This is a genomic window from Paenibacillus radicis (ex Gao et al. 2016) (genome assembly GCF_014641555.1).
Classification (GTDB): domain Bacteria; phylum Bacillota; class Bacilli; order Paenibacillales; family Paenibacillaceae; genus Pristimantibacillus; species Pristimantibacillus radicis.
Map to the genome: position 1 here is coordinate 614,114 of NZ_BMHY01000002.1, position 21,122 is coordinate 635,235.

The window sequence follows — 21,122 nt, forward strand, 5'->3', positions numbered from 1 at the left end:
GCAGACGAACAAAGATGGAATCAAGAACGACAGAATGAACCGTAACGCGAAGCGCTCGCATGCTTTTAGCAACAAGCAAATGCCCCCACAGTTCCAACAAAAAAGAGCTGCAGCCTCATCAGCCACAGCCCCGCTATTTAACTTTCAATCGCCGGCACAATAGGTCTGTCATATTAGGACCCGGCCAAGCATATAAAATGAGTATAGAAAAAAAGCTTGACTCATTGACAAATTCAATAAGACTAGAGGATTAATTTCGACAAAAAATTATCAAAAAAGAAGAAAGTCGCTACCACCATCCGACATATTCCCGACTAATCATTAGGTATAATAACGATGTTGTAGTTTATTTATAATAGATTAGGAGTCGGATATGATGATAGATGGAGAGAGAAACGTTAATACCGATGATAAACGCATCGAGCTGAACATCAGAGAAATTCTTCAGCAGCTGGAAATCCCGCAGGATAAATGGCCGGCTGAACTTATTGTTCCGATTTCGATGAACCGTTAGTTCATCATTCTCTCTGCGCGAACAAAGGCAATAAATCGTTTCGTCTCTTCGGCGGTAAGCTTTCGACCGTCTATGCTAAGGTTATACTTTTGCAAAATTTCATCATCAGATAATTCAAGATGATCAACAAAATCACGAACGTCGTCGCTCAAGGCTGACTGAGGATTCATCGTCCTGCCGACTAAATAATCGATCGTAACTTGATACAGGTCTGCAAACTTTGCTAACGTCTCGCTGTCTGGCTCTCTACGGTTTTTCTCATAATGAGAAAGTGCTGCTCGAGATATGCCAAGCTTGGCTGCGGTTTGCTCCTGTGTCCAACGTTTTTCATCCCTTAATTGAGCAATTCGGTTTCCGATACTCATCCTTTATCCTCCCAAATTAACCGATTCCCGCTACACCTATATTAATACGTAAATGTTAAAAAAGCATTAATGTGCAACGAAACGTCGCAAATAACGGCGTTTTTTTTATTTTTAGTTGACATGTTACAAAACGTAGCGTAAAGTAAAGGTATTATCTGATACATAATGTATCTCGTAAAAGGATTGACCAATGCTTTCTTATTTAAACGCGGTTGCATTGGTCTCATTTCATATAGGGAGCGGAATATGGAGACGAACAGCGAACTGCAGCGGGCTTTTTTTCGAATGCGCTTAAATGAAGGCATAAAAGCTGAAATGCGTCTGCTTGATCCGCTTGGGCTGCTGCTAAGCCGGAATGTTGCGCATGTTCTGCTGCTTAATATTAGCCAGGAGGGCCTTTGTTTTTTGTCCGGACTCAAGCTTCCGGTCGACAAGGGCTATTTGGTCGATTTTCAAATTACGTTATCCGGCGTCTCGCTCCAGTTGCGTGGTCATATCGTATGGCGGGAGCAACGGGACAATCAATTTGAATATGGCGTCGCGTTCCATCCTCCAAACCGGATGAAGCCTATCATGATTCGTTTGTTGAATCAGGAGATGCTTCGTCAAAGTCCCAATCAACTAAAAATCCATCAATTGTATCGAAAGCTAAGGAGCCGGTCGACATGAAGCCTTGGGTGAAAAAGACATTAATAGGGGCGGGTGCTTTCCTATTACTCGTTGTGGCAGGTGGCTTAGGATACAGTTGGTATCTCTACCACCATGTCAAACAAACGGCTGCTGCAATTTACGAGCCCATTCAGCCTATTGAATATAAAAGCAAGGACCCTGAGGTAAAAGCGAACAAGACAACTGAGCCTGCCGTTAAGGAACGAATTGAGAACAAGCATCCGTTCACTGTTCTGGTGATGGGCGTCGATGAACGCGGCAACGATAAGGGACGTTCCGATACGTTAATTGTAATGGCAGTCAATCCTAACAAAAAGTCGATCCTCATGTTCAATATCCCTCGAGATACGAGAACCGAAATCATCGGTCATGGCACGACGGATAAAATCAATCACGCATACGCTTTTGGCGGGGCGGAGATGTCAAAGCAAACGGTGGAGCACTTTCTTGATTATCCGATCGATTATTATATTCGAGTGAATATGGAGGGCTTCGCTAAGCTAATTGATGTAATCGGCGGGGTACAGATCGATAATCCGTTTGCTTTCTTTTATGAGGGGCATCAATTTGATAAAGGAGCACTAAAGCTTGATGGCGAAGAAGCGCTGCTCTATTCCAGAATGCGGTACGAGGACCCTCGGGGTGATTTTGGCCGGAATACGAGGCAACGGGAGATTTTGAAGCAGGTGCTGAAGCGCGCGCTGACCTTCAACAGTATCAAGCAGATTGAGAAAATACTCGATCAGCTGGGCAGCAGCGTGAAGACGAATATTTCATTCGATGAGATGAAAACATTCATAACCGACTATCGTTCGGATTTGGAGCAGGTGGATACCGTTGAAATTAGCGGCAGCGGATCAACGATCAATCGTGTCTGGTATTACATCGTCGGCAACGGCGAGAAAGAACGAATCCATAATTTGCTGAAAAATCAGATGAGCGGCGGCGATGCGCAAACCAAGCTGTAGCATCTATTAGGAGAGCGAGTGATTGGAATGAAAGAAACGGAGTATTTTTACTGCGTGGGCTGCGGCACAATGGTTCCGGCTGAGCAGGCGAAGGAGATTTTTCGGACCGGTTTTTTCCGGGTTGTACAACCGCTTGGCTGCTGCACAGCATGTATGGGGGATGAACCGGACGAGGAGAGCGGCATCACACTTGTTATATGAAGATAAACGGGGGGAAGAGATAAGCTACGACAGATAAAAATAAAGATAAATATAAAAATGAAAGGGCTCCCTATACTGCGGGGAGCTTTTTACATGAACATCGTATTGAACACGGAGCTTTTGGTACCCTGGTTGGTTTCAATTGATGTTACCGTTGGCTATAATGAACATTATGTTTAAATAGCGAGGAGGTTTTCTTTATCTCACAGCCAATCGTACAGCTGCAAAATGTAACGAAACGAATCGGGAAAAAAACGATCATTAATGACTTATCCTTAGACCTTCCGGCAGGGGAAGTATTCGGATTTCTGGGGCCAAACGGTGCCGGCAAAACAACGACAATACGAATGATGGTCGGACTCATGTCACTGACCGGCGGCGAGATCAAGATCGATGGATACAGCATTACGAAGCAATATCAGAAGGCTATCCGCAATGTAGGCGCGATCGTGGAAAACCCGGAAATGTATAAGTATTTGTCCGGTTATCAAAACCTTATTCACTTCGCACGTATGATTCCGGATATCTCCGATGAAAGAATTGAGGAAGTCGTTAAGCTTGTCGGATTGGGTGCGCGCATTCACGACAAGGTGCGAACATACTCGCTCGGCATGAGGCAAAGACTTGGTGTGGCGCAAGCCATTCTGCATAGGCCAAAGCTGCTTATTCTCGACGAACCGACGAACGGGCTGGACCCGGCGGGTATTCGCGAGCTTCGCGACTATCTCCGGCAATTGGCCAAAGATGAGGGCATTTCGATATTCGTCTCCAGTCATTTGCTGGCTGAGATGGAGCTCATGTGCGACCGCGTGGCCATTATTCAGAACGGCAAGCTGATCGACGTCAGATCAATTAAACAGCAAAGCGATGATCAGGCGGAGAGCAGACGTTTTATTTTCGAGGTGGGCAATGTGGTTGAAGCGATTGCGATTATGGCCCGGCTCGGCCATCCTGCTGAAGCAGATGGACAATCAGCAGCAATTGCCGTTGAAGCTGATCGTGAGCTGGTTGCGAAGTTGAATGCAGCTTTTGTAGAAGGCGGCGTTTCCGTATATGGTATCCGCGCACAAAGCAAATCACTCGAAGATCAATTTCTGGAGATGACGGGGGGCGAACAGATTGTTTAATTTTGCAGGGCTCGTCATGAATGAAAATATGAAAATATACCGTAGAGCTCGCACCTGGGTGATGCTCGGGATTATGCTGCTGCTCGTCCTTTGTATCTCAGTCGGCACTCGGCTAATAGCTACTAATCTTCCATCCATGTGGTCGGTGTTTAATTGGGAATCGGTAGTGGGATTCTTGCTTATTACAGTATTTACTACGATAGTTGCAGCTGGCAGCGTTGCCGATGAATTTACGACCGGTACGATTAAACTGCTGCTGATCCGGCCATGGTCGCGTTCGAAAATACTGCTTTCCAAATATATTTCCGTTTTGCTGTTCGCTTTGCTGCAAACCGTTTTGCTCTACCTGTTCTTGCTTGCTCTAAACGCTTTATTGTTCGGTTATGACAACAGCGCAGCGTCCGATTCCATTGCGCCTTTTTATAAAGGTACGGCTGCCGTTTATTTCATTCAATACTTTTTCTACCACTTTATCTCGCTTATCGTAACGGCTACAATGGCTTTCATGATATCCGCAGTGTTCCGCAGCGGGGGACTCGCGATCGGATTATCACTATTTCTAATTCTGATTGTCAATTCCTTCGTTGGGCTATTTGCGATACTTAATTACGCATGGGTGGATTACTTGCTGTTCATTCATCTGGACCTCGTTCAGTATTTGAATGGAACGCCGTTAAGGGAGGGCATGACGCTTGGTTTCTCCCTGGCGGTATTGGGTATCTATTACGTGGTGTTTGTGGCGCTGACCTGGTTTGTCTTCAATAAGCGCGATGTAGCTGCTTAAATAGTTAGCCTAAGCCAATTGCCTGTACAACCCAATAAAGCCGTCCGAAGGTTCCCATTGTGCATAGGGGAAAGCTTCGGACGGCTTTTTTTATGGATGGTTGGGTAGGTAGGGGTTACCCCGCTTGCCTTGCTTTCTCCTTTTCCTTATGGGAGGAGTCTTTCGTTGCTGTTTGGTTTGGCACGGCAGCCTCAGTCTCCGATAGAGGACGGGTTTTGTTCTCGTGAGCGCGTTCCATATGGCAGCTGCCGTTCATCAATCCTCCGTCGTGGATAATAAGCGATTGCGCAGTAATGCTCCCGATAATTTGACCGGTTGCAGTCACTGTAAGCCGTCCTTTGGCCACGATATCTCCAAATACTTTGCCGGCAATCGTAATTTCCTTCCCCTGGATGCTGGAGCGGGCAATTCCGCTTTCCCCGATGATGACATCGCCTACGCATTCAATATCGCCGCTGTATTCACCTTCAACCCGCAAATTGGCTTCGCAAATTAGCTTGCCCTCCATATGCGTGCCTTGGCCGATCAGCGTATCGGTTGCGGAAAAACGCTTGCTTTCCTTGAACATAGCCATTTAATCCTCCTTTACAAGAGATAAGTAGTTTAACGGGTTTACCGCCTCATCTCTCTGCATCACTTGAAAATGCAAGTGGGGACCGGAGCTTCTGCCGGTAGAGCCGAGAAGTCCGATTTTTTCGCCGCGGACAATCGTATCGCCTTCACGGGCTTCGATCTGATTTAAGTGCATATAGACGCTTCGCAAGCCGTTGCCATGGTCGATGACGACATGATTGCCCTCCGAGCTGCTATAACCGCTTTCCTCAACGATACCGTTTGCCGCGCTAAAAACGGGATCTCCGGTTTTGCCGGCAATGTCGATTCCCGCATGAAAGGTCGCCTTTCCCGTAAACGGATCCTTCCGGTAGCCGAAGCCGGATGTCATTTGATGCGAGTTCGTTGGCCAACCGGAAGGGATAGCGTCGAGCTCCGCTTGGCGCAGCTTGAACTGCCTAAGCGAGTGTGCCATCGTCTGCTCCATCTCATCAACCATATCGCTTACCGCATGAAGGTCGAGAGAAGTGCTGCCTGCCAGTGCAGCCATTCGCTTCAATTCAGGCGAAGGCTGAGACGAATAGGCCAAGGGGACGATGGACGACGTCTTGCCCCCTATGGAGGCAGAGAGCGACTGAACCTCACCACGGGGAACTGTGGAGCCTGAATTGCGGGTTGAATCGCTTGATCCCGTGATGGCTCCGTATTTCTCAATAAACTGCTGCAGCTTGTTCTCCAGCGCCTGCAGGTCATTCATCCTCGTCTCCATATCCCGTGTCTGCTGGGATAGGAGGGCAATTTCTTTTTGCAGATTCAGGATAGCCTCATCTTTGGCGGATACCGTTTGCGTGAACTGGGAGGTTTGCTGCGAGAGCTGATCTTCCAGGTGGCTGATCTTGAAGGCAGACTTCAGTTGGAGCCCGCCGATGCAACCGGAAACAGCAAGTACGGCTACAGCGGGAGCTGCAACGACCGACCGTTTTGAAACATGGAACTGTCTGACCGTCTTGTCAGCGCCGCGCAGCAGCATGAAAGACCATCCAGCTTTCCGTGCTCGATTCAATAGTCGTTCTCCTTCCGGCCGTTAATCAAAATCAGAACGTTCTAATGCTATTTATTCTAGGAAAGAGCGAAACATGCCATTAAAAAAATGAGAGTAGCGAAAGAAGGCAGTAAAAAAGCGCCCTGATGGGGCGCTTTATGGGAGATTGCAATGTTATTTGAGATTTTCGATCGCTTGTACAGTTTCAGGCGTGAAGCTGAAGGAACGGCCTTGCATTTGTTCAGGCGGCAATGTCGCCAGTTGAGCAGTTCTACGCTGTACCTCGGCTTCCAGTTCAAGGACGCGCTCACGGTATTTGTCTTTATTGGCTGCATCTGAAGTCATCGCGCCAATATTGGCATTAACCGCTTTTTCGTAGAACTGGATATCCCATTGGAACTTGGAGACGCCTTCGTCGAGAATGGCGAGTTGTTCCGAGAGATTTCCATCCTTTTGGAAGGCATCATTCAGCATGAGCAGAATAGAGCGGTTGTAGGGATCGTGTTTCTTTGCGTCTTGAAGGGTTGCTATGCCTTCTTCTAAATATTTACGATCTTGGGTTTGATCAAATGCTTGTTTAAGTACTTCATATTTCGTTAAGGAGTATGCGGATTGATTAGGTGATTTTTTAATGACTGAATTCAAGGCAGGAAGAACATCACCAATCGACATCTTACCGGTAGACGCATTGTCCATCGTTTGATCAAAGGTGCTAAGGGTGCTGACATTACGAGCTGCAAAAATCAGCATGAAAACTGCCAGCAGCCCGAGAGTCGATGAATAAATAATTTTGCTGTAAGGAACGGGCTTCCGTTCTGTCAATCGCTGAATCAAGAGTAATCTTCCATATGGAGCAATCATGCTGCCTAAGCTAATAAATACAACAGCACTCAAATAAATGTAGCTCATATCGAAATCAATAGCGCTATGCAAGAGCAGGGTCAAAGAAATGATAAAAAAGATGAAATGACTTCCCCGGCGCTCTGGATAACGGATATAAGAACGGATGTAGAGCCAGTAAATATAGGACAATAGACCGATTAATAACAATAAGCCTAACCAACCGACCTCAACGAGCGTCTGAATAAAGTAGCTATGTGCCTGACGGCTCCAGTACGGGTTATGCTGATATTGCTCATAAAGCGCCTGCCAGCCACCGCCGCCGGCGCCAAGAATTGGATAATCTTTCGAGACTTTTACGCCATCCTCGTAAAATGTCCAGCGCTCCAACACGCTATGCTGCTGAAGATTAATGGTTTCGAAGCGGGCTGCGATCTTGTCGGGCAGCAAGTCTCTTACGCCGCTGCTTGTGAGCAAGATAACGACTGCAAGAGATCCAATTACAATAATTGTTGCAGGAACAGCAGCGAATGACCATTTGCGTTCAGCTAGCTTTTTCGTTTTCGTTTCCAGCCAAGGATAGAGTTTTTTGTGGATGAGCAGTATAAGTCCAGCATTTACAAGTGCTGCAACCCCTAACAGCAACCAGCTTTGAAAGGGCAGTGAGTCAAACATAGAGATCGGACTTGGAGCTTTCGTCTCAGTAGGCTGAACAATGGCTGCAATTGCATCGGTGTTAGCAGTCAACTTGCCCAGTATGACAACTGATAACAGAGCTGTGAGCCCTGCGTACACAATATAAGCGATTTGTTGAGCGAACCGCAGAAACGGAACGATAATAAGAATTACGACGGGTATAATAACGATTGCGCCGCGAGAATAGGTTAACAGGAATGATATGAAAATAGGAACGAGCATGATTGCATTCGCCAGACGCATATACCAGCGGGTACAGGTTGCCGCGTAATAAACAGCTGCTAGCAGAATTGCACTAAGGAAACCTGCGTACGTGTTGGAATATTGGAAGACAGATGCCAGACGATAGCCATCATGTGCCAGCCACATTCCGTCCCGGAAATACTCCTGACCAAATAAGATAAGCAAACCGTAAAATACGACTATGTAGCAAGTAAGCATGGTAGCATATTCAACGATCTTTCGGGCAGGCAGCCGCTCCCCTGCATAAATTGCTGTTAGAAATAATGCTGCCATTAGAAACATGACTTTTACCATAAAGCCAGCATAGTAGCTGGAAACAGCCTGCATGGATGAGAGCCAATAAACGACAGGAAGCAACAAGACGAGAATCGACAAAATACTGCGATGATTATTGAGCTTCCAGCCAACTCTGTAAACATAAATAGCAGTAGCGGCGAGTAGTACAAAACCGTAAATAGCTGCACTGTAAATTGCGGATTCAAAGCTGTACTCGTAACCGTTGAATAGTGCTTTGTTGTAAGGGAAAATAATGATAAATAGTGCTAATCCGATTGTAAGAATCCAGTGTAATAGCGGTGATTCCGCAGCAACAATCGTACTGCGCATTTCTTTTTTACGTGCGCTCATGTATGAACTCCTTACTCCTATTGATTCTACTCCTCTGTGTATTTTAACAAATGAGGAAATAGATTACTATACGGAAACAAGGGGGAGGTGAAATTTATAGGCTAAATATTAATTGGTGTAATTATACAAGAAATTACATGCTTCTTCATTACTTTAAGTGTTAAAATGGGTGGATTGTTTAGTTTATCTCTTTTCCTCGACGTAAGTACCGACATATCGTATAATTATTTCGACAGGCTCTTTCTTCACTTTCCCATTTACGACAATATATTCAACGCAAAGCATCTTTCTGCTTGTGAATTTTTTTTCGGTGGTGTTTGTAATAAAGAGAATATTAACTCGATTTATATTTGAAGTAGCGGGTGCACTAAAGCCTATAATTGTGAGTATAGTTCCTGCATCTATAAGACATTATGGTAAGAAAAAGTTGTTGAATATGATAAATCCCCCTTCAAAGGATAGAAGAAAGTTAATTAACAATCAAATTGAAGGAATCAACTTACTCGGTTATTCAAGAGCTGAGATGGGGGTTGGGGAATCCTGCAGATTAGCTGCAAATAGTCTGAATGCGGCAGACATACCATTTGGAATTCTTAACTTTTCAGGTATGAACAGTTCAAGAAAATCCGATTTAAGCTGGGTACATAAAGAAATTACTCATCCCATTTATAATATTAACGTGTTTCATATTAATGCGGAGCAAATCCCTGAAGTTAATGTGAAATATGGAAATATATTGTTTGATGAAAGATATAATATTGGATATTGGCATTGGGAATTACCCGATTTTCCAGATGAGTGGCTGGATAGTTTTAATTACTTAGATGAGATATGGGTACCATCAACATTTGTTGGGGATGCAATTGCAATGAAGAGCCCAATTCCAGTAATAAAAATACCACATTCTATAGAAGTTAAAATTTCTGATTACCGTGATAGAAGTTACTATAAGTTACCGGACAAATCCTTTTTGTTTCTAACTCTATATGATGTTAACAGCCTGCAGGAGCGAAAAAACCCTAAAGCTTCTATAGAAGCTTTTAAACTTGCTTTTGAGCCTAATGACATGTGTGTTGGATTGGTTATAAAAGTTAATGGATCTAAGTCTAATCAGCAAGAGTCAAACAAACTATTTGAATTAATTTCTGAATATGAAAACATATATATAATAGAAGAAACATTGAGCCGAAGTGATATGAACTCTTTAATAAATGTCATAGATTGTTTTATATCTTTGCATAGAAGTGAAGGGTTTGGTCTTGGATTTGCTGAAGCTATGTACCTTGGAATACCAGTAATTGGGACGAATTGGTCTTCTAATACAGATTTTATGAATGAGAAAAACGCATGTTTGGTTGATTATAAGTTAGTTCCTCTTGAAAATGATTTTGGACCATATAAATCTTATCAATACTGGGCTGATCCTAGTGCACAGCATGCGAGTGAATATATGAGAAAACTAGTTAATGACGAAGATTATCGCAGTTCAATTGCTTCCCAGGGTCAAGCCTATATCAAAGAGATGCATTCACCATCAGCTATAGGGAATTTGATTCGGAAGAGAATGAATTATATTCATAAATGGAAGTTTGGGGGATGACATGACGACAACTTGTGTAATTATGGCAGGGGGAAAAGGCGAAAGGTTTTGGCCGAAAAGTCGTACAAACCTGCCAAAACAGTTTTTAAACATATCTGGTAGTAAATCTATGATCCAGCAATGCATAGATCGGCTAGAACTGTTTATTCCTATTGAACAAGTGTTTGTAATAACAAACGAGCTATACGCTGAATTAATTAGAGCACAGGTTCCAACTTTACCCTCGAATAATATTATTATAGAGCCTGTTGGACGTAATACAGCCCCATGTGTTGGACTAGCTTCTATTATTATAGAAGAACAATACCCTGATAGTTCAATGATTGTATTGCCATCAGATCATATTATTAAAGATGAAGAGGAATTTATTAATATTCTTCAAACAGCCGTTGAGGTTAGTAGGCAGGGTAAGAATCTAGTAACGCTTGGAATCACCCCTACCCACCCGGAAACTGGCTATGGCTATATTGAAAGTGCAGGTCTCTCGGCTCAGATGAATAATTTAACAATAAATAGAGTAAATAAATTTGTTGAAAAGCCGAACTATGAGATTGCGACTGCTTATGTAGAAGCAGGTAATTATTTTTGGAATAGTGGTATTTTTGTATGGCGAACATCAGTCCTTAGGGAGTACATTCAAGACTTGATGCCAGAAATGCATGATCTGCTAGAAACAATGAAAATTGGGTTTACTCAATCAGATCGTAATGCAGTGATTAGATCAGAGTTTCACAAGATGCCAGAGCAGTCAATTGATTATGGTATTATGGAAAAGGCAAGTGACATTTATGTGATTCCATGTACTCTTGGTTGGGATGATGTAGGCAGTTGGACTGCATTGGAACGAATCGATGATCTTGATGAAAACGGAAATGTAATAAGAGGAAATACATTAAACATTGACACTAAACGTTGTATTATTGAGAGTAATGGAAAGTTAATCGCGACATTAGGTGTTGAAGATCTTATTATCGTAGAGACAGATGATGTGACTTTGATTTGTAAAAAAGAAAAGGCGCAGGAAATTAAGTCTTTGATAAAAGAACTTAAGCTTCAGAAGTTGGAACAATACCTATAGAAGATCGCATAACTATAAAATATTTTTTCTTAAGGAGATATACAAAATGATTAAAAGCGCATTGATTACAGGAATTACAGGACAAGATGGTTCTTACTTGGCGGATTTACTACTTGAAAAGGGATATAAGGTTTATGCTTTACGGAGAAGAACGAGTGTACCTATTATGGAAAATATTCAGCATATAGAAAATGAGATTGAATTCATTGAAGGCGATCTGCTTGATTTAAGTTCTTTGATTAACGCATTGAAAATTTCAAATCCAGATGAAGTTTATAATTTGGCTGCTCAGTCATTTGTAGGAACTTCATGGGATCAACCAATACTTACTGGACAAGTAACTGCACTTGGCGTTGCGAATATGTTAGAAGCAGTACGAATTGTAAAACCGGATGCTCGCTTTTATCAAGCGTCAAGCAGTGAGATGTTTGGAAAAGTTGTTGAGACTCCGCAAGTTGAAACAACTCCGTTTTATCCAAGAAGTCCTTATGGAGTAGCTAAAGTATATGGTCATTGGATGACAGTGAACTATCGTGAAAGTTTTAATATGTTTGCTTGTTCAGGCATACTATTTAACCACGAATCGCCTCGCAGGGGGATAGAATTTGTAACAAGAAAAATCACAAATGCGGTAGCTAGAATTAAGCTTGGGCTGCAAAATGAACTCAGATTAGGTAATCTGGATGCATTAAGAGATTGGGGTTTTGCGAAGGATTATGTTGAATGTATGTGGTTGATGCTTCAACAAGAGAAACCGGATGATTATGTAATTGCAACAGGCGAAATGCATTCGGTAAGAGAGTTCTGTGAGATAGCCTTTGGACATGTAGGTCTAGATTATAAAAATTATGTTGTTACAGATCCGAAATTCTTTAGAGCTGCAGAAGTGGATTTATTGCTTGGCGATCCTGCCAAAGCTATTAGTACATTAGGTTGGAATCCACAAAAGACAACCTTTAAAGAACTAGTGCAGTTAATGGTTGATGAAGATATGAAGAAAGTAAAACAGCAGAGTAATAATATAATGTCTGTAGGAAGCAGAGCTTAGAGAAAGTGAGTCTTAAATGAGAGCCCTTATAACTGGAGTAAGCGGTTTTGTTGGAACCTTTTTGTGCGAAAAGTTGCTAGCGAATAATTACGAGGTCTTCGGGTTGTCAAGGACTCAGCCGCATAATAAGAGTATTACTTTTTATTCTTGTGATATTACAGACTCCTTAAAAGTTGAACAGGTGATAGATGATGTAAGACCTGATGAGATTTATCACCTGGCAGGCTCTGCATTCATTCCTTTTTCCTATAACAACCCATCGGAGACTTACAATACTATAGTTAATGGAACAATGATATTGTATGAAGCTTTGAGAAAGTTGAAAATCGACGCTAAGATTTTATATGTTGGATCGGCTGCAGTGTATGGAGATGGAAAGAGTATTCCAGTTAAGGAAGAGGATTTACTACATCCCAATAATCCTTATGCAGGGGCCAAAGCTTGTGCAGATATTATAAGTGAACAATATGTAAGAACCTATGGGATGAAAATAATTAGAGCCCGATCGTTTAATCATACTGGGCCTAATCAATCATCTAACTATGTATGTTCTAATTTTGCTAAGCAGATTTCAGAAATGGAACATAATGACCGCAACATAATTCGTGTAGGAAACATTAATGTTAAGAGAGATTTTCTAGATGTGAGAGATGTTGTTAGTGCTTATTATTTATTAATGAAGCACGGCAAAGTAGGAGAAGCATATAACGTTTCTTCCAATAAAGCAGTAGCTATTTCTGAAATATTAAACTTATTGATATCCAACTCAGAACTAATTAATCCAAAGATAGAAGTAGATACAAGTAAATTAAGAAAAAATGATACCTTCGTTAGACTGGGTGACAATACTAAACTTAAAGTGGATACTGGCTGGTCCCCTGTTTATGATCTCAATGAAACAATGAAAGATTTACTTCATTATTGGCGGGAAATCAGTTCAAAACTTTAAAATTAGGAGTATATATGCAACGGGATAAAGTAGTGATCATAGGCGGCGGAGGGCACGCGAAAGTAATAATTGACATTCTTAATAGTTCTAATCGATATGATATTGTTGGATTTACCTCCCAGTCAAATCATCAACAAAATCTATGTGGTGTACAATATCTTGGAGATGACTCGATATTATCTTCTCTAATGCTAGAAGGTATAAAATATTGTAGTATAGCAATTGGAGATAATAAAATAAGGAAGAAATTATTCGATAAATTAGTTAAGGAAGGATTTACTCCAATCAATGCGATAAGCCCATCTGCTTATGTATCTTCAAGTGCTCGAATAGGAAATGGTGTTGTTATAATGCCTGGTGCAGTCGTAAACGCATCGGCAATTATCGAAGATAACGTTATTATTAATACTTTAACTGGTATAGATCACGATTGCACAATAAGTGCACACTCACATATTGCACCGGGTGTTTCTTTGGCAGGTGGAGTATTTGTAGGGGAAGGGACATTTATTGGTGTTGGCAGCAGTGTAATTCCTGAAGTCAAGATTGGTGAGTGGACAGTAATTGGAGCGGGCTCTGCAGTTGTAAATGATATATCATCGCATGTAACCGTAGTTGGCGTGCCGGCCAAAAAATACATATAAAAGGATGAGGGTTAAAATGAAGGCACTGAAGCATATTTCATTAGCAGGTCCGGTATTGAACGGAAATGAGAAAAAGTATGTTATGGATTGTATCGATACAGGATGGATTTCATCTAATGGGAAATATGTAACCGCATTTGAGGAGAAGTTTGCTGAATTTTGTGGAGTACAAGAAGCATTATCATGTGCTAATGGGACTGTGGCTCTTCATTTGCCATTGCTGGCGTATGGGATTGGTCCAGGGGATGAAGTTATTGTTCCAACATTTACATATATAGCAACTGCAAATGCAGTAAAATACTGTGGTGCAACACCGGTATTAGTTGATTGTGAAGAATCAACTTGGAACATGGATCCTAGTCTAATTGAAGAGAAAATAACTGAGAAAACTAAAGGTATAATAGTAGTACATCTTTATGGGCATCCAGTTGATATGGATCCAATCATGGAAATTGCTCGCAAACATAATCTGTTTGTAATCGAAGATGCTGCAGAAGCTCATGGCGCAGAATACAAAGGGAAAATTGTTGGATCAATAGGCGACGTAGGCACATTTAGCTTCTTTGGCAACAAAATCATATCCACTGGAGAGGGTGGAATGATTACTACGAATAATAAAGAACTTGCTGCAAAAATGAGACTTCTTCGTGGTCAAGGGATGGATCCGAAAAAAAGATACTGGTTTGATGTTGTTGGATATAATTATCGGATGACAAATATGCAAGCTGCTATTGGTTTAGGACAATTGGAGAATATCGATTGGCACTTAAGTAAACGTAAAGATGTGGCTAATGCATATATTGCACAATTCTCAGCTTATTCGGAACTTTTCACATTACAACCTGAAATGCCTTGGGCAAAACATTCCTACTGGATGGTTTCTATTCTATTATCAGATAAAATCAAGATTAGTAGAGATGAATTGATGAATCTTCTTGCTGTTGATGGTATTGAGACAAGACCGTTATTTTATCCAATGCATCAGATGCCTCCCTACTTCGAGGAGTCAACGTATCCTTCAGCAGATAAAATATCGGCAAGAGGGCTCAACATACCTACTAATGCGGTACTAAGTGATGCAGAGATTAATTATATTTGCGATAGACTAGTTTATCATTGTAACAATAATATTTAATTTTGGAATCGTAAGACCTTCGGAGGTATATACAATTGAATGAAAATTTAATTAAAGTCTACCGTACCAGATATTTTTGGTTGCATCTTGCAAGAGCTGAATTGAAAAACAAATTCAGACGTTCGAAATTAGGGATCTTATGGACATTTATGAACCCACTTCTTCTTACATTACTAATGTCAACTGTTTTCGGAACTGTTTTTAACATGTCCTTTACTGATTATGCTCCTTATGTGTTATCTGGATTAATTGTGTGGGAACTGATTAGTTCTTCATTTATTGGAGGGGGCTATTCTATTTTGACTGGCGAACAATATATTCGTCAGTTCAACCATCCAATTATTATATATACACTAAGGTCTGCATTAGTCTTTACTACTACATTTGCAATTGCTATGACTTCACTAATAATATGGATGCTCTTCATGAATCCTGAAAATGTAGTAGTTGGCCTGGTAACCCTTCCACTGACTACTGTTTTGTATTTTTTTCTTTCTTGGGCGATTACTACCATTGCTGGTTTTACAAATGCAAAATATCGAGACTATCCTCAGGTGATGGCATTAGTAATTCAAGCTGTATGGTATGTTTCTCCTGTATTCTTTAAGAAAGAGATGTTTACATCAAATCCGGCTTTAGAGTTGTTCTTCAGTCTTAATCCTATAACACACATACTTGCTTTAGTTAGAGAGCCATTACTCAATGGTTCGATGCCAACATTGAATAATTATTTATTTACTGTTGTAACAATAGTAATACTTGCATTCGTGGCGGCTTGGATTAATAAAAATAATCAAAATAAAGTAATCTTTTATCTATAAGAGACATGAGGAATAATATAATGGATAAATGCTATATTAATCTTGATAAAGTGGATTTATACTATCCTTCCCATATCTATAACGCAACAACTTTAAAACAAGAGATATTTTCACTATTGAAATTACAAAAAAAGAAAGAAAAGCTCGATAATGTACATGCGCTTCGGAATTTTAGTTTGAAAGTTAATGAAGGTGAAAAACTGGGTATAATTGGTCATAATGGTGCTGGGAAAAGCACACTATTAAAGACAATTGCGGGAATATACCCGATAAAATCGGGTTCTTTGAAAGTTAAGGGGGAAATCCGTTCTTTATTCGATTTAGCTTTAGGATTTGATTTGGAATCAACTGGTAGAGAAAATATTATGTATCGAGGACTACTTTTAGGGGAGACTCCGAGTTCAATAAAGAAACATGAAGAGGAAATTATTGATTTTGCAGGGCTTGGTGAATTTATTGATTATCCGATACGATCTTATTCATCAGGGATGTTGGTGCGTCTTGCATTTGCTATTTCCACTTCGATATCTGGAGAAATTCTTTTATTAGATGAAATTATCGGAGCAGGGGACGCATCTTTTGCTGCTAAAGCCAAGGAAAGAATGTCGGGATTGATGAGTGAAGCTAAAATACTAGTATTAGTATCACATGATCTTTCCACAATAAAAGAGGTTTGTAATCGTGTTATCATGATTAAGCAAGGACAAATTGTGAAAGATGGTAAACCAGAGGATGTAATTAAATATTATCAGAATTCAATATAATTATGTATTGAGGGGTTTATATGAGAGTGAAAAGAATTTTATGGTTATTGAACCATGATACTTTAAGTAAATTTGAGCTGCCTTTAATAAAAGATTTAGGTTTTGAGATCTTCACTCCAAAAAGTGCTCTTAAAGAAATCTTTCAATCAAGTGGTTCAATTACCTACGAGTATGATCATACATTAACGATTCCTAAAGATGATTTAGATTTATTGAATAATTATGATTTTTTCTCCAAAATGAATATGCCATTGCGTATAAAAAAAATAATCAATAGTCATTTTGAAATTGCATTCACATATACAGATACTTCTTTTCTAATTCTCAAACAATTAATACATAATTTTGAAGGTAAAATATTTTTTAGAGCTTTTGGTGTAGGTCCATCTAATTTTACTAACTACACAGACCTAATTGATTACTTTCTTGGGGAAAGTGATAAGTTAAAATTAAAGCAATTAGGTAGTAGATTTGTTTTTTCACAATGCTACCCCAATCTTTGGGAGATAGAAAACGATTTTCTTAAAAATAACTCTGTTTATATGCCATTAGGATTACCTTCTGAGTTTTATGATATAAAGGATCAGTGGGTAGGCGATCTGAATAAAATAATGTTTTTTTGTACAAGAATCAATTACATTCCTGAATCCAAAAAAATATATAATAGTTTTAAAAAAGATTTTAAAAATTTTGATTATGTTATTGCAGGAAATCAGCCAGAACCTGTGGATGATGATAAAGTTTTGGGCTTTTTAGAAAGAGAAGAATTGAATGAATATTATAAAAAATGCAAGGTTATGTACTACCACTCTACACACCCTCGCCACTTACACTATCACCCATTAGAGGCAATGATAAGCGGTATGCCAGTTGTTTATATGGATGGTGGGCTTCTAAGTATTATTGCAAAAGGTAAAAGACAAAGCGGATGTTGTAAAAGTATTGCTGAGGCGAGAAGTAAGATACAAAGGATATTTGAGGGTGATATAAAGTTAATTAATGATATAAGAGAAGATCAAGAGCAAATTCTACATAGTTTTTCATATGAGTATAATCTTCAACAGTGGAAAGAAAACTTTCTTCCAATGGTGGTGGAAGGATCTACTAATGGCGTTAAAAAAGGAATGTCGATAGCAGTATTTAATGCGGATACTATTTCACACTTTCATAAAAATGATTATATTTACTTGATGAATGCTTTAAGTAATGGTCTTAAGAAAGTTAATATATCACATAGTATTAATTATAATGTAATTGCAAACCAATATGATTTGGAAAATGAATATAAAAATCTAATAGAAAATGGTGTAGCAGTAAGAGAATATAATTTTGTATCAAGTTCAAAAAAGGACATTGCTGGATCTTTGGAGCTAATGTTCAAACAAGAGTTAATGTGGTACGGTGAGTATTTGTTTCCTAGTGATCATGCACAAAATTATGTCGAGAGTGACTATTGGCTCTTTCTAAATGAAGATAAAATAGATAAACCAATTGCTCCAATCAAGCCTTTTGGACTTTATGTTGAAAGTTTAGGTGACCGCTATCATCAAGAAATCTCAGCTAATCGTATATCTAATTTTAAAAACGCTTCATTTATAATAACATATTCAGAGCAAACAAAAAATGACTTGATAAAGCATTTGGGTTTAAGGGAAGAAAGTATTTTTATTATTCCTTTTCTATATTCAACGCCTGTTTTAAATAACAATTTATTATTGGTGGAGGATCATATTGTTTTAGAATTAGATGCAAGTAATCCTAACTTTATTAAGAAAATTATTCAAAGTATAAATGACTATTATAGTCTATATGTTGGGAATTACAAAGTAGCAATTAATATTAATGAGTATAATGAAGATGAACATGGAGACTTGTGGAATGAACTAGTTAATATTGTTCATAAATCAAAATACATTAAAGATAAAGTAACTCTACATAAAGAATTAGGTGTGAATGAATATAATTTACTATATTCGCACTCAAAAAAGATAATAATACCGCGTTATATAAAAAATATAGGGTTTAAATTAGCAAAAGCAATGTATTTTAAAAAACATATTATATTAAATGAATATCTATTCAATAGAAAGTATGAAGAGATCGGATATACTATTGAATATAAAAAATTCTTTGAAAAAGAAAACGATTTATTTAATGCTATTTCAGAGCCAGTGAAGCTTATAATATATGCAATCGAGGCTGAAGGTTTAACTGAACCTAACGCGAACGAATTATCAAATTTTTGGGAGAAAATACTATGAGTAAGCTAGCGATTTTCCTTGGTTTTCAGCCAGGAGTTAAATTAACAAATGAAGGAATCGGTAGATTGTTAGCGTTTATTTTGAAAGAAAAAGTAAATGAAAGTGATTCTGTTGTTCTTGTTAGTCCCGCTTGGCTAAATGATTCTATAGAAAGTTTATTGGATGATAATAAGATTTCAAAAGATAAATTTGAAATTCTATCTACAAGAAAAGTACCTCTCGGTGTAAAGTTTAAGAGTTGGATGGAAAATAGAAAAAAACAAAGCAGAAAAAAATCATGGATAATGTTAAGACTAGAGAAAATGAGATCTAAAGTTTACAAAATTATCGAAGAGCGAACTTCGGATTATTTTAGTACACCTTTTGGGATATGGTTATTTTTAAAATCTTTTCTATATTTAATATCTGGTTTAATTCTAGCTCCTTTTATAATATTTTGTACTGTTTTATATTTGTTAATTAAAACACTTAAAATTATAAAGAGAGTATCCAATCAGACCTTCATTAAATTATTGGTTAAGTCTTCAATATTAAAAAGAGTGAAATTCATTTCGAAAAACGGGCAACATAAAATATATCAAATTGTTATTGATAATGAACTCAATAGACTAGTTGATATAATTAATAATAGACAGGATATTAAAGCAACCTTTATACCTTCAATGATTTGGCCGCAAATTAAACGATTAAAATGCAAAAAGATATTAGCTGCACCGGATATTGTGTTTTATGATTTCCCCACTCAATTTAGTGGCGTATCCGAAATACATAGTAGAATCCGGCAAAGTGTTGATTCTGCGGATCATCTAATTAGTTACAGTGAATTTGTGAAAAAACAGCATCTCATAGAAAAATGCGGGGTTGATGAACACAAAATAACGGTGATTAAACATGCCAATGTAGACATGAGTGAACATCTGAAATTGAAAAAATCATTAGAGAAATATTATTCAGGTTCACAAAATGCTCGTCAGATTGTTGAAAAATATATTCACAGTAATTATCAGCCTAATCATGTACTATATAATTGTAATATAGAAAATATGGATTTCATTATTTTCTCGTCTCAATGTAGACCACACAAAAATATTTTTAATCTTATTAAAGCTGTTAATATCATCAATCGAAAATTATATGGGAATGTTAAGCTTATTGTAACTGGTGATATTTCTGGAGTAAATCAGATTCAAAGCTATATAGACGAAAATCATATGCGGAATGATGTTTTTATGATGTATGGTCTATCCTCAGAAGTATTATCAGCATTCAATAAATTAGCTAAATGCGCAGTAAACCCAACTCTCTTTGAAGGTGGATTTCCCTTTACATTTTCTGAAGCTTATTCTGTTGGAACTCCTTCAATTATGAGTAATATTCCTGTAGTGAATACTGAAATTGATAGTTTAGAGCTCAAAGATTTAATGTTGTTTGATCCATATAATCCGTATTCTATTGCTCAAAAAATTGTATGGGCTATTGAAAATCATCAATTATTATACGAGAAACAGGAAAAGTTATTTGGGAATTTCGGTATAAGGGATTGGAAGGTTGTTGTAGATGAATATAATCAAGTGTTTAGAAAATTTATGGTTTAATTAAGGTGGAGACATGAAAAAATTCATGACTATGATGTTTATTATTATGTGTTTATTGTCTATTAAAGCTACAACGATTTATGCAACCCCTTCAGAAGATGTCAATATTATTGTTAATTCTGAGAAAGATCAATATTCGAAAATGTTTGATGTTGATTTGACGGTTCAGTTTAATAAAGAAGAGCTTTATAATGATCAAGTTTATTTAGCCTATCACCTGTATGATATTAATAATAAGGAAATATTATGGGAAGGTCAGAGGTTTCCAATATCAGTAAATGACAAAGGAATCAGTTACGTAAAACAAACTATAAATTTAGAATCAGGTTTATCTTCCTTAAAAGATAATTATGTGAAAGTTGTATTTGATTTGGTAGATGAAAAGAATACTTATTGGTTTTCTTTAAATCCAAAAGTGAAAGTTTCTTCAGAAGTAATAATTTTTAATAATGATTATTTTAAAAAATTTGTTGGTACACTGAAGCTTTCGTTTACAAACCATCCCGTAATTTTCTCGGTGAACGCAGCTTTTTTCGTATTATTTATTTTTTTCTTCTTTAGAATCAGAAGAAGTGAACTGTTTTCTAATTGAGAAGAAA

General features: G+C 38.6%; 21 protein-coding genes. 17 read left to right on the forward strand and 4 right to left on the reverse strand.

Annotated elements, in window-relative coordinates; translation table 11 throughout:
- Positions 1-373: 373 nt before the first annotated feature.
- Positions 374-514 (forward strand): hypothetical protein, encoded by a 141-nt coding sequence (locus IEX98_RS08165; protein ID WP_155985915.1) that lies wholly within the window; start codon positions 374-376, stop codon positions 512-514.
- Here the strand turns inward: IEX98_RS08165 and IEX98_RS08170 are convergent.
- Positions 511-879 (reverse strand): helix-turn-helix domain-containing protein, encoded by a 369-nt coding sequence (locus tag IEX98_RS08170; RefSeq protein WP_188888414.1) that lies wholly within the window; start codon positions 877-879, stop codon positions 511-513. The genes IEX98_RS08165 and IEX98_RS08170 overlap by 4 nt on opposite strands.
- A gap of 246 nt (positions 880-1,125) precedes the next feature.
- On the opposite strand from IEX98_RS08170, the gene IEX98_RS08175 reads away from it, so the two are divergent.
- The 5 genes from IEX98_RS08175 to IEX98_RS08195 all read left to right on the forward strand — a co-directional run bounded on the left by IEX98_RS08175 (position 1,126) and on the right by IEX98_RS08195 (position 4,628).
- A complete protein-coding gene (locus IEX98_RS08175; protein WP_188888415.1) occupies positions 1,126-1,548 on the forward strand; it encodes a PilZ domain-containing protein in 423 nt (140 codons plus the stop codon).
- Entirely contained in the window at positions 1,545-2,516 is a 972-nt protein-coding gene (locus IEX98_RS08180; RefSeq protein WP_188888416.1) for an LCP family glycopolymer transferase, read from the forward strand. The genes IEX98_RS08175 and IEX98_RS08180 overlap by 4 nt, the downstream gene beginning before the upstream one ends.
- A 27-nt stretch (positions 2,517-2,543) precedes the next feature.
- Positions 2,544-2,717: a hypothetical protein gene (locus IEX98_RS08185; protein ID WP_188888417.1), complete on the forward strand. Its 174-nt coding sequence runs from the start codon at positions 2,544-2,546 to the stop codon at positions 2,715-2,717.
- A 200-nt stretch (positions 2,718-2,917) separates the two neighbouring features.
- Entirely contained in the window at positions 2,918-3,844 is a 927-nt protein-coding gene (locus IEX98_RS08190) for an ABC transporter ATP-binding protein (protein WP_188888560.1), read from the forward strand.
- Positions 3,837-4,628 (forward strand): ABC transporter permease, encoded by a 792-nt coding sequence (locus IEX98_RS08195; RefSeq protein ID WP_188888418.1) that lies wholly within the window; start codon positions 3,837-3,839, stop codon positions 4,626-4,628. Before IEX98_RS08190 ends, IEX98_RS08195 begins: the two co-directional genes overlap by 8 nt.
- Positions 4,629-4,743: 115 nt before the next feature.
- Here the strand turns inward: IEX98_RS08195 and IEX98_RS08200 are convergent, their stop codons facing one another.
- The 3 genes from IEX98_RS08200 to IEX98_RS08210 all read right to left on the reverse strand — a co-directional run bounded on the left by IEX98_RS08200 (position 4,744) and on the right by IEX98_RS08210 (position 8,628).
- A complete protein-coding gene (locus IEX98_RS08200; protein WP_229692048.1) occupies positions 4,744-5,202 on the reverse strand; it encodes a bactofilin family protein in 459 nt (152 codons plus the stop codon).
- On the reverse strand, positions 5,203-6,243 hold the full coding sequence (locus IEX98_RS08205) for a peptidoglycan DD-metalloendopeptidase family protein (protein ID WP_188888419.1): 1,041 nt from the start codon (positions 6,241-6,243) through the stop codon (positions 5,203-5,205).
- Positions 6,244-6,396: 153 nt separating this feature from the next.
- On the reverse strand, positions 6,397-8,628 hold the full coding sequence (locus IEX98_RS08210; RefSeq protein ID WP_188888420.1) for an O-antigen ligase family protein: 2,232 nt from the start codon (positions 8,626-8,628) through the stop codon (positions 6,397-6,399).
- 295 nt (positions 8,629-8,923) lie between these two features.
- Between IEX98_RS08210 and IEX98_RS08215 the strand changes: the two genes are divergently transcribed.
- From IEX98_RS08215 to IEX98_RS08265, 11 genes are read left to right on the forward strand one after another with little or no spacing between them, the layout of a single operon-like run.
- Positions 8,924-10,228 (forward strand): glycosyltransferase, encoded by a 1,305-nt coding sequence (locus IEX98_RS08215; protein ID WP_229692049.1) that lies wholly within the window; start codon positions 8,924-8,926, stop codon positions 10,226-10,228.
- A gap of 1 nt (position 10,229) precedes the next feature.
- Positions 10,230-11,306 (forward strand): mannose-1-phosphate guanylyltransferase, encoded by a 1,077-nt coding sequence (locus IEX98_RS08220; RefSeq protein ID WP_188888421.1) that lies wholly within the window; start codon positions 10,230-10,232, stop codon positions 11,304-11,306.
- 49 nt (positions 11,307-11,355) lie between these two features.
- Positions 11,356-12,354 (forward strand): GDP-mannose 4,6-dehydratase, encoded by a 999-nt coding sequence (gmd, locus tag IEX98_RS08225; protein ID WP_188888563.1) that lies wholly within the window; start codon positions 11,356-11,358, stop codon positions 12,352-12,354.
- Between the two features lie 16 nt (positions 12,355-12,370).
- The gene (locus IEX98_RS08230) at positions 12,371-13,303 is read left to right on the forward strand and encodes a GDP-mannose 4,6-dehydratase (RefSeq protein WP_188888422.1); all 933 of its coding nucleotides are present in this window, start codon (positions 12,371-12,373) and stop codon (positions 13,301-13,303) included.
- A gap of 14 nt (positions 13,304-13,317) precedes the next feature.
- A complete protein-coding gene (locus IEX98_RS08235; RefSeq protein WP_188888423.1) occupies positions 13,318-13,947 on the forward strand; it encodes an acetyltransferase in 630 nt (209 codons plus the stop codon).
- A 16-nt stretch (positions 13,948-13,963) separates the two neighbouring features.
- Entirely contained in the window at positions 13,964-15,082 is a 1,119-nt protein-coding gene (locus IEX98_RS08240; protein ID WP_188888424.1) for a DegT/DnrJ/EryC1/StrS family aminotransferase, read from the forward strand.
- Between the two features lie 35 nt (positions 15,083-15,117).
- Complete coding sequence (locus tag IEX98_RS08245) at positions 15,118-15,903, forward strand: ABC transporter permease (RefSeq protein WP_188888425.1); 786 nt, start codon at positions 15,118-15,120, stop codon at positions 15,901-15,903.
- Between the two features lie 20 nt (positions 15,904-15,923).
- Positions 15,924-16,667 (forward strand): ABC transporter ATP-binding protein, encoded by a 744-nt coding sequence (locus IEX98_RS08250; RefSeq protein WP_188888426.1) that lies wholly within the window; start codon positions 15,924-15,926, stop codon positions 16,665-16,667.
- 26 nt (positions 16,668-16,693) lie between these two features.
- Positions 16,694-18,928, forward strand: coding sequence for a hypothetical protein (locus tag IEX98_RS08255; RefSeq protein ID WP_188888427.1), 2,235 nt, complete (start codon positions 16,694-16,696; stop codon positions 18,926-18,928).
- Positions 18,925-20,523: a glycosyltransferase gene (locus IEX98_RS08260; RefSeq protein ID WP_188888428.1), complete on the forward strand. Its 1,599-nt coding sequence runs from the start codon at positions 18,925-18,927 to the stop codon at positions 20,521-20,523. Before IEX98_RS08255 ends, IEX98_RS08260 begins: the two co-directional genes overlap by 4 nt.
- A 13-nt stretch (positions 20,524-20,536) precedes the next feature.
- On the forward strand, positions 20,537-21,115 hold the full coding sequence (locus IEX98_RS08265) for a hypothetical protein (protein WP_188888429.1): 579 nt from the start codon (positions 20,537-20,539) through the stop codon (positions 21,113-21,115).
- The last annotated feature ends 7 nt before the right edge of the window (positions 21,116-21,122 follow it).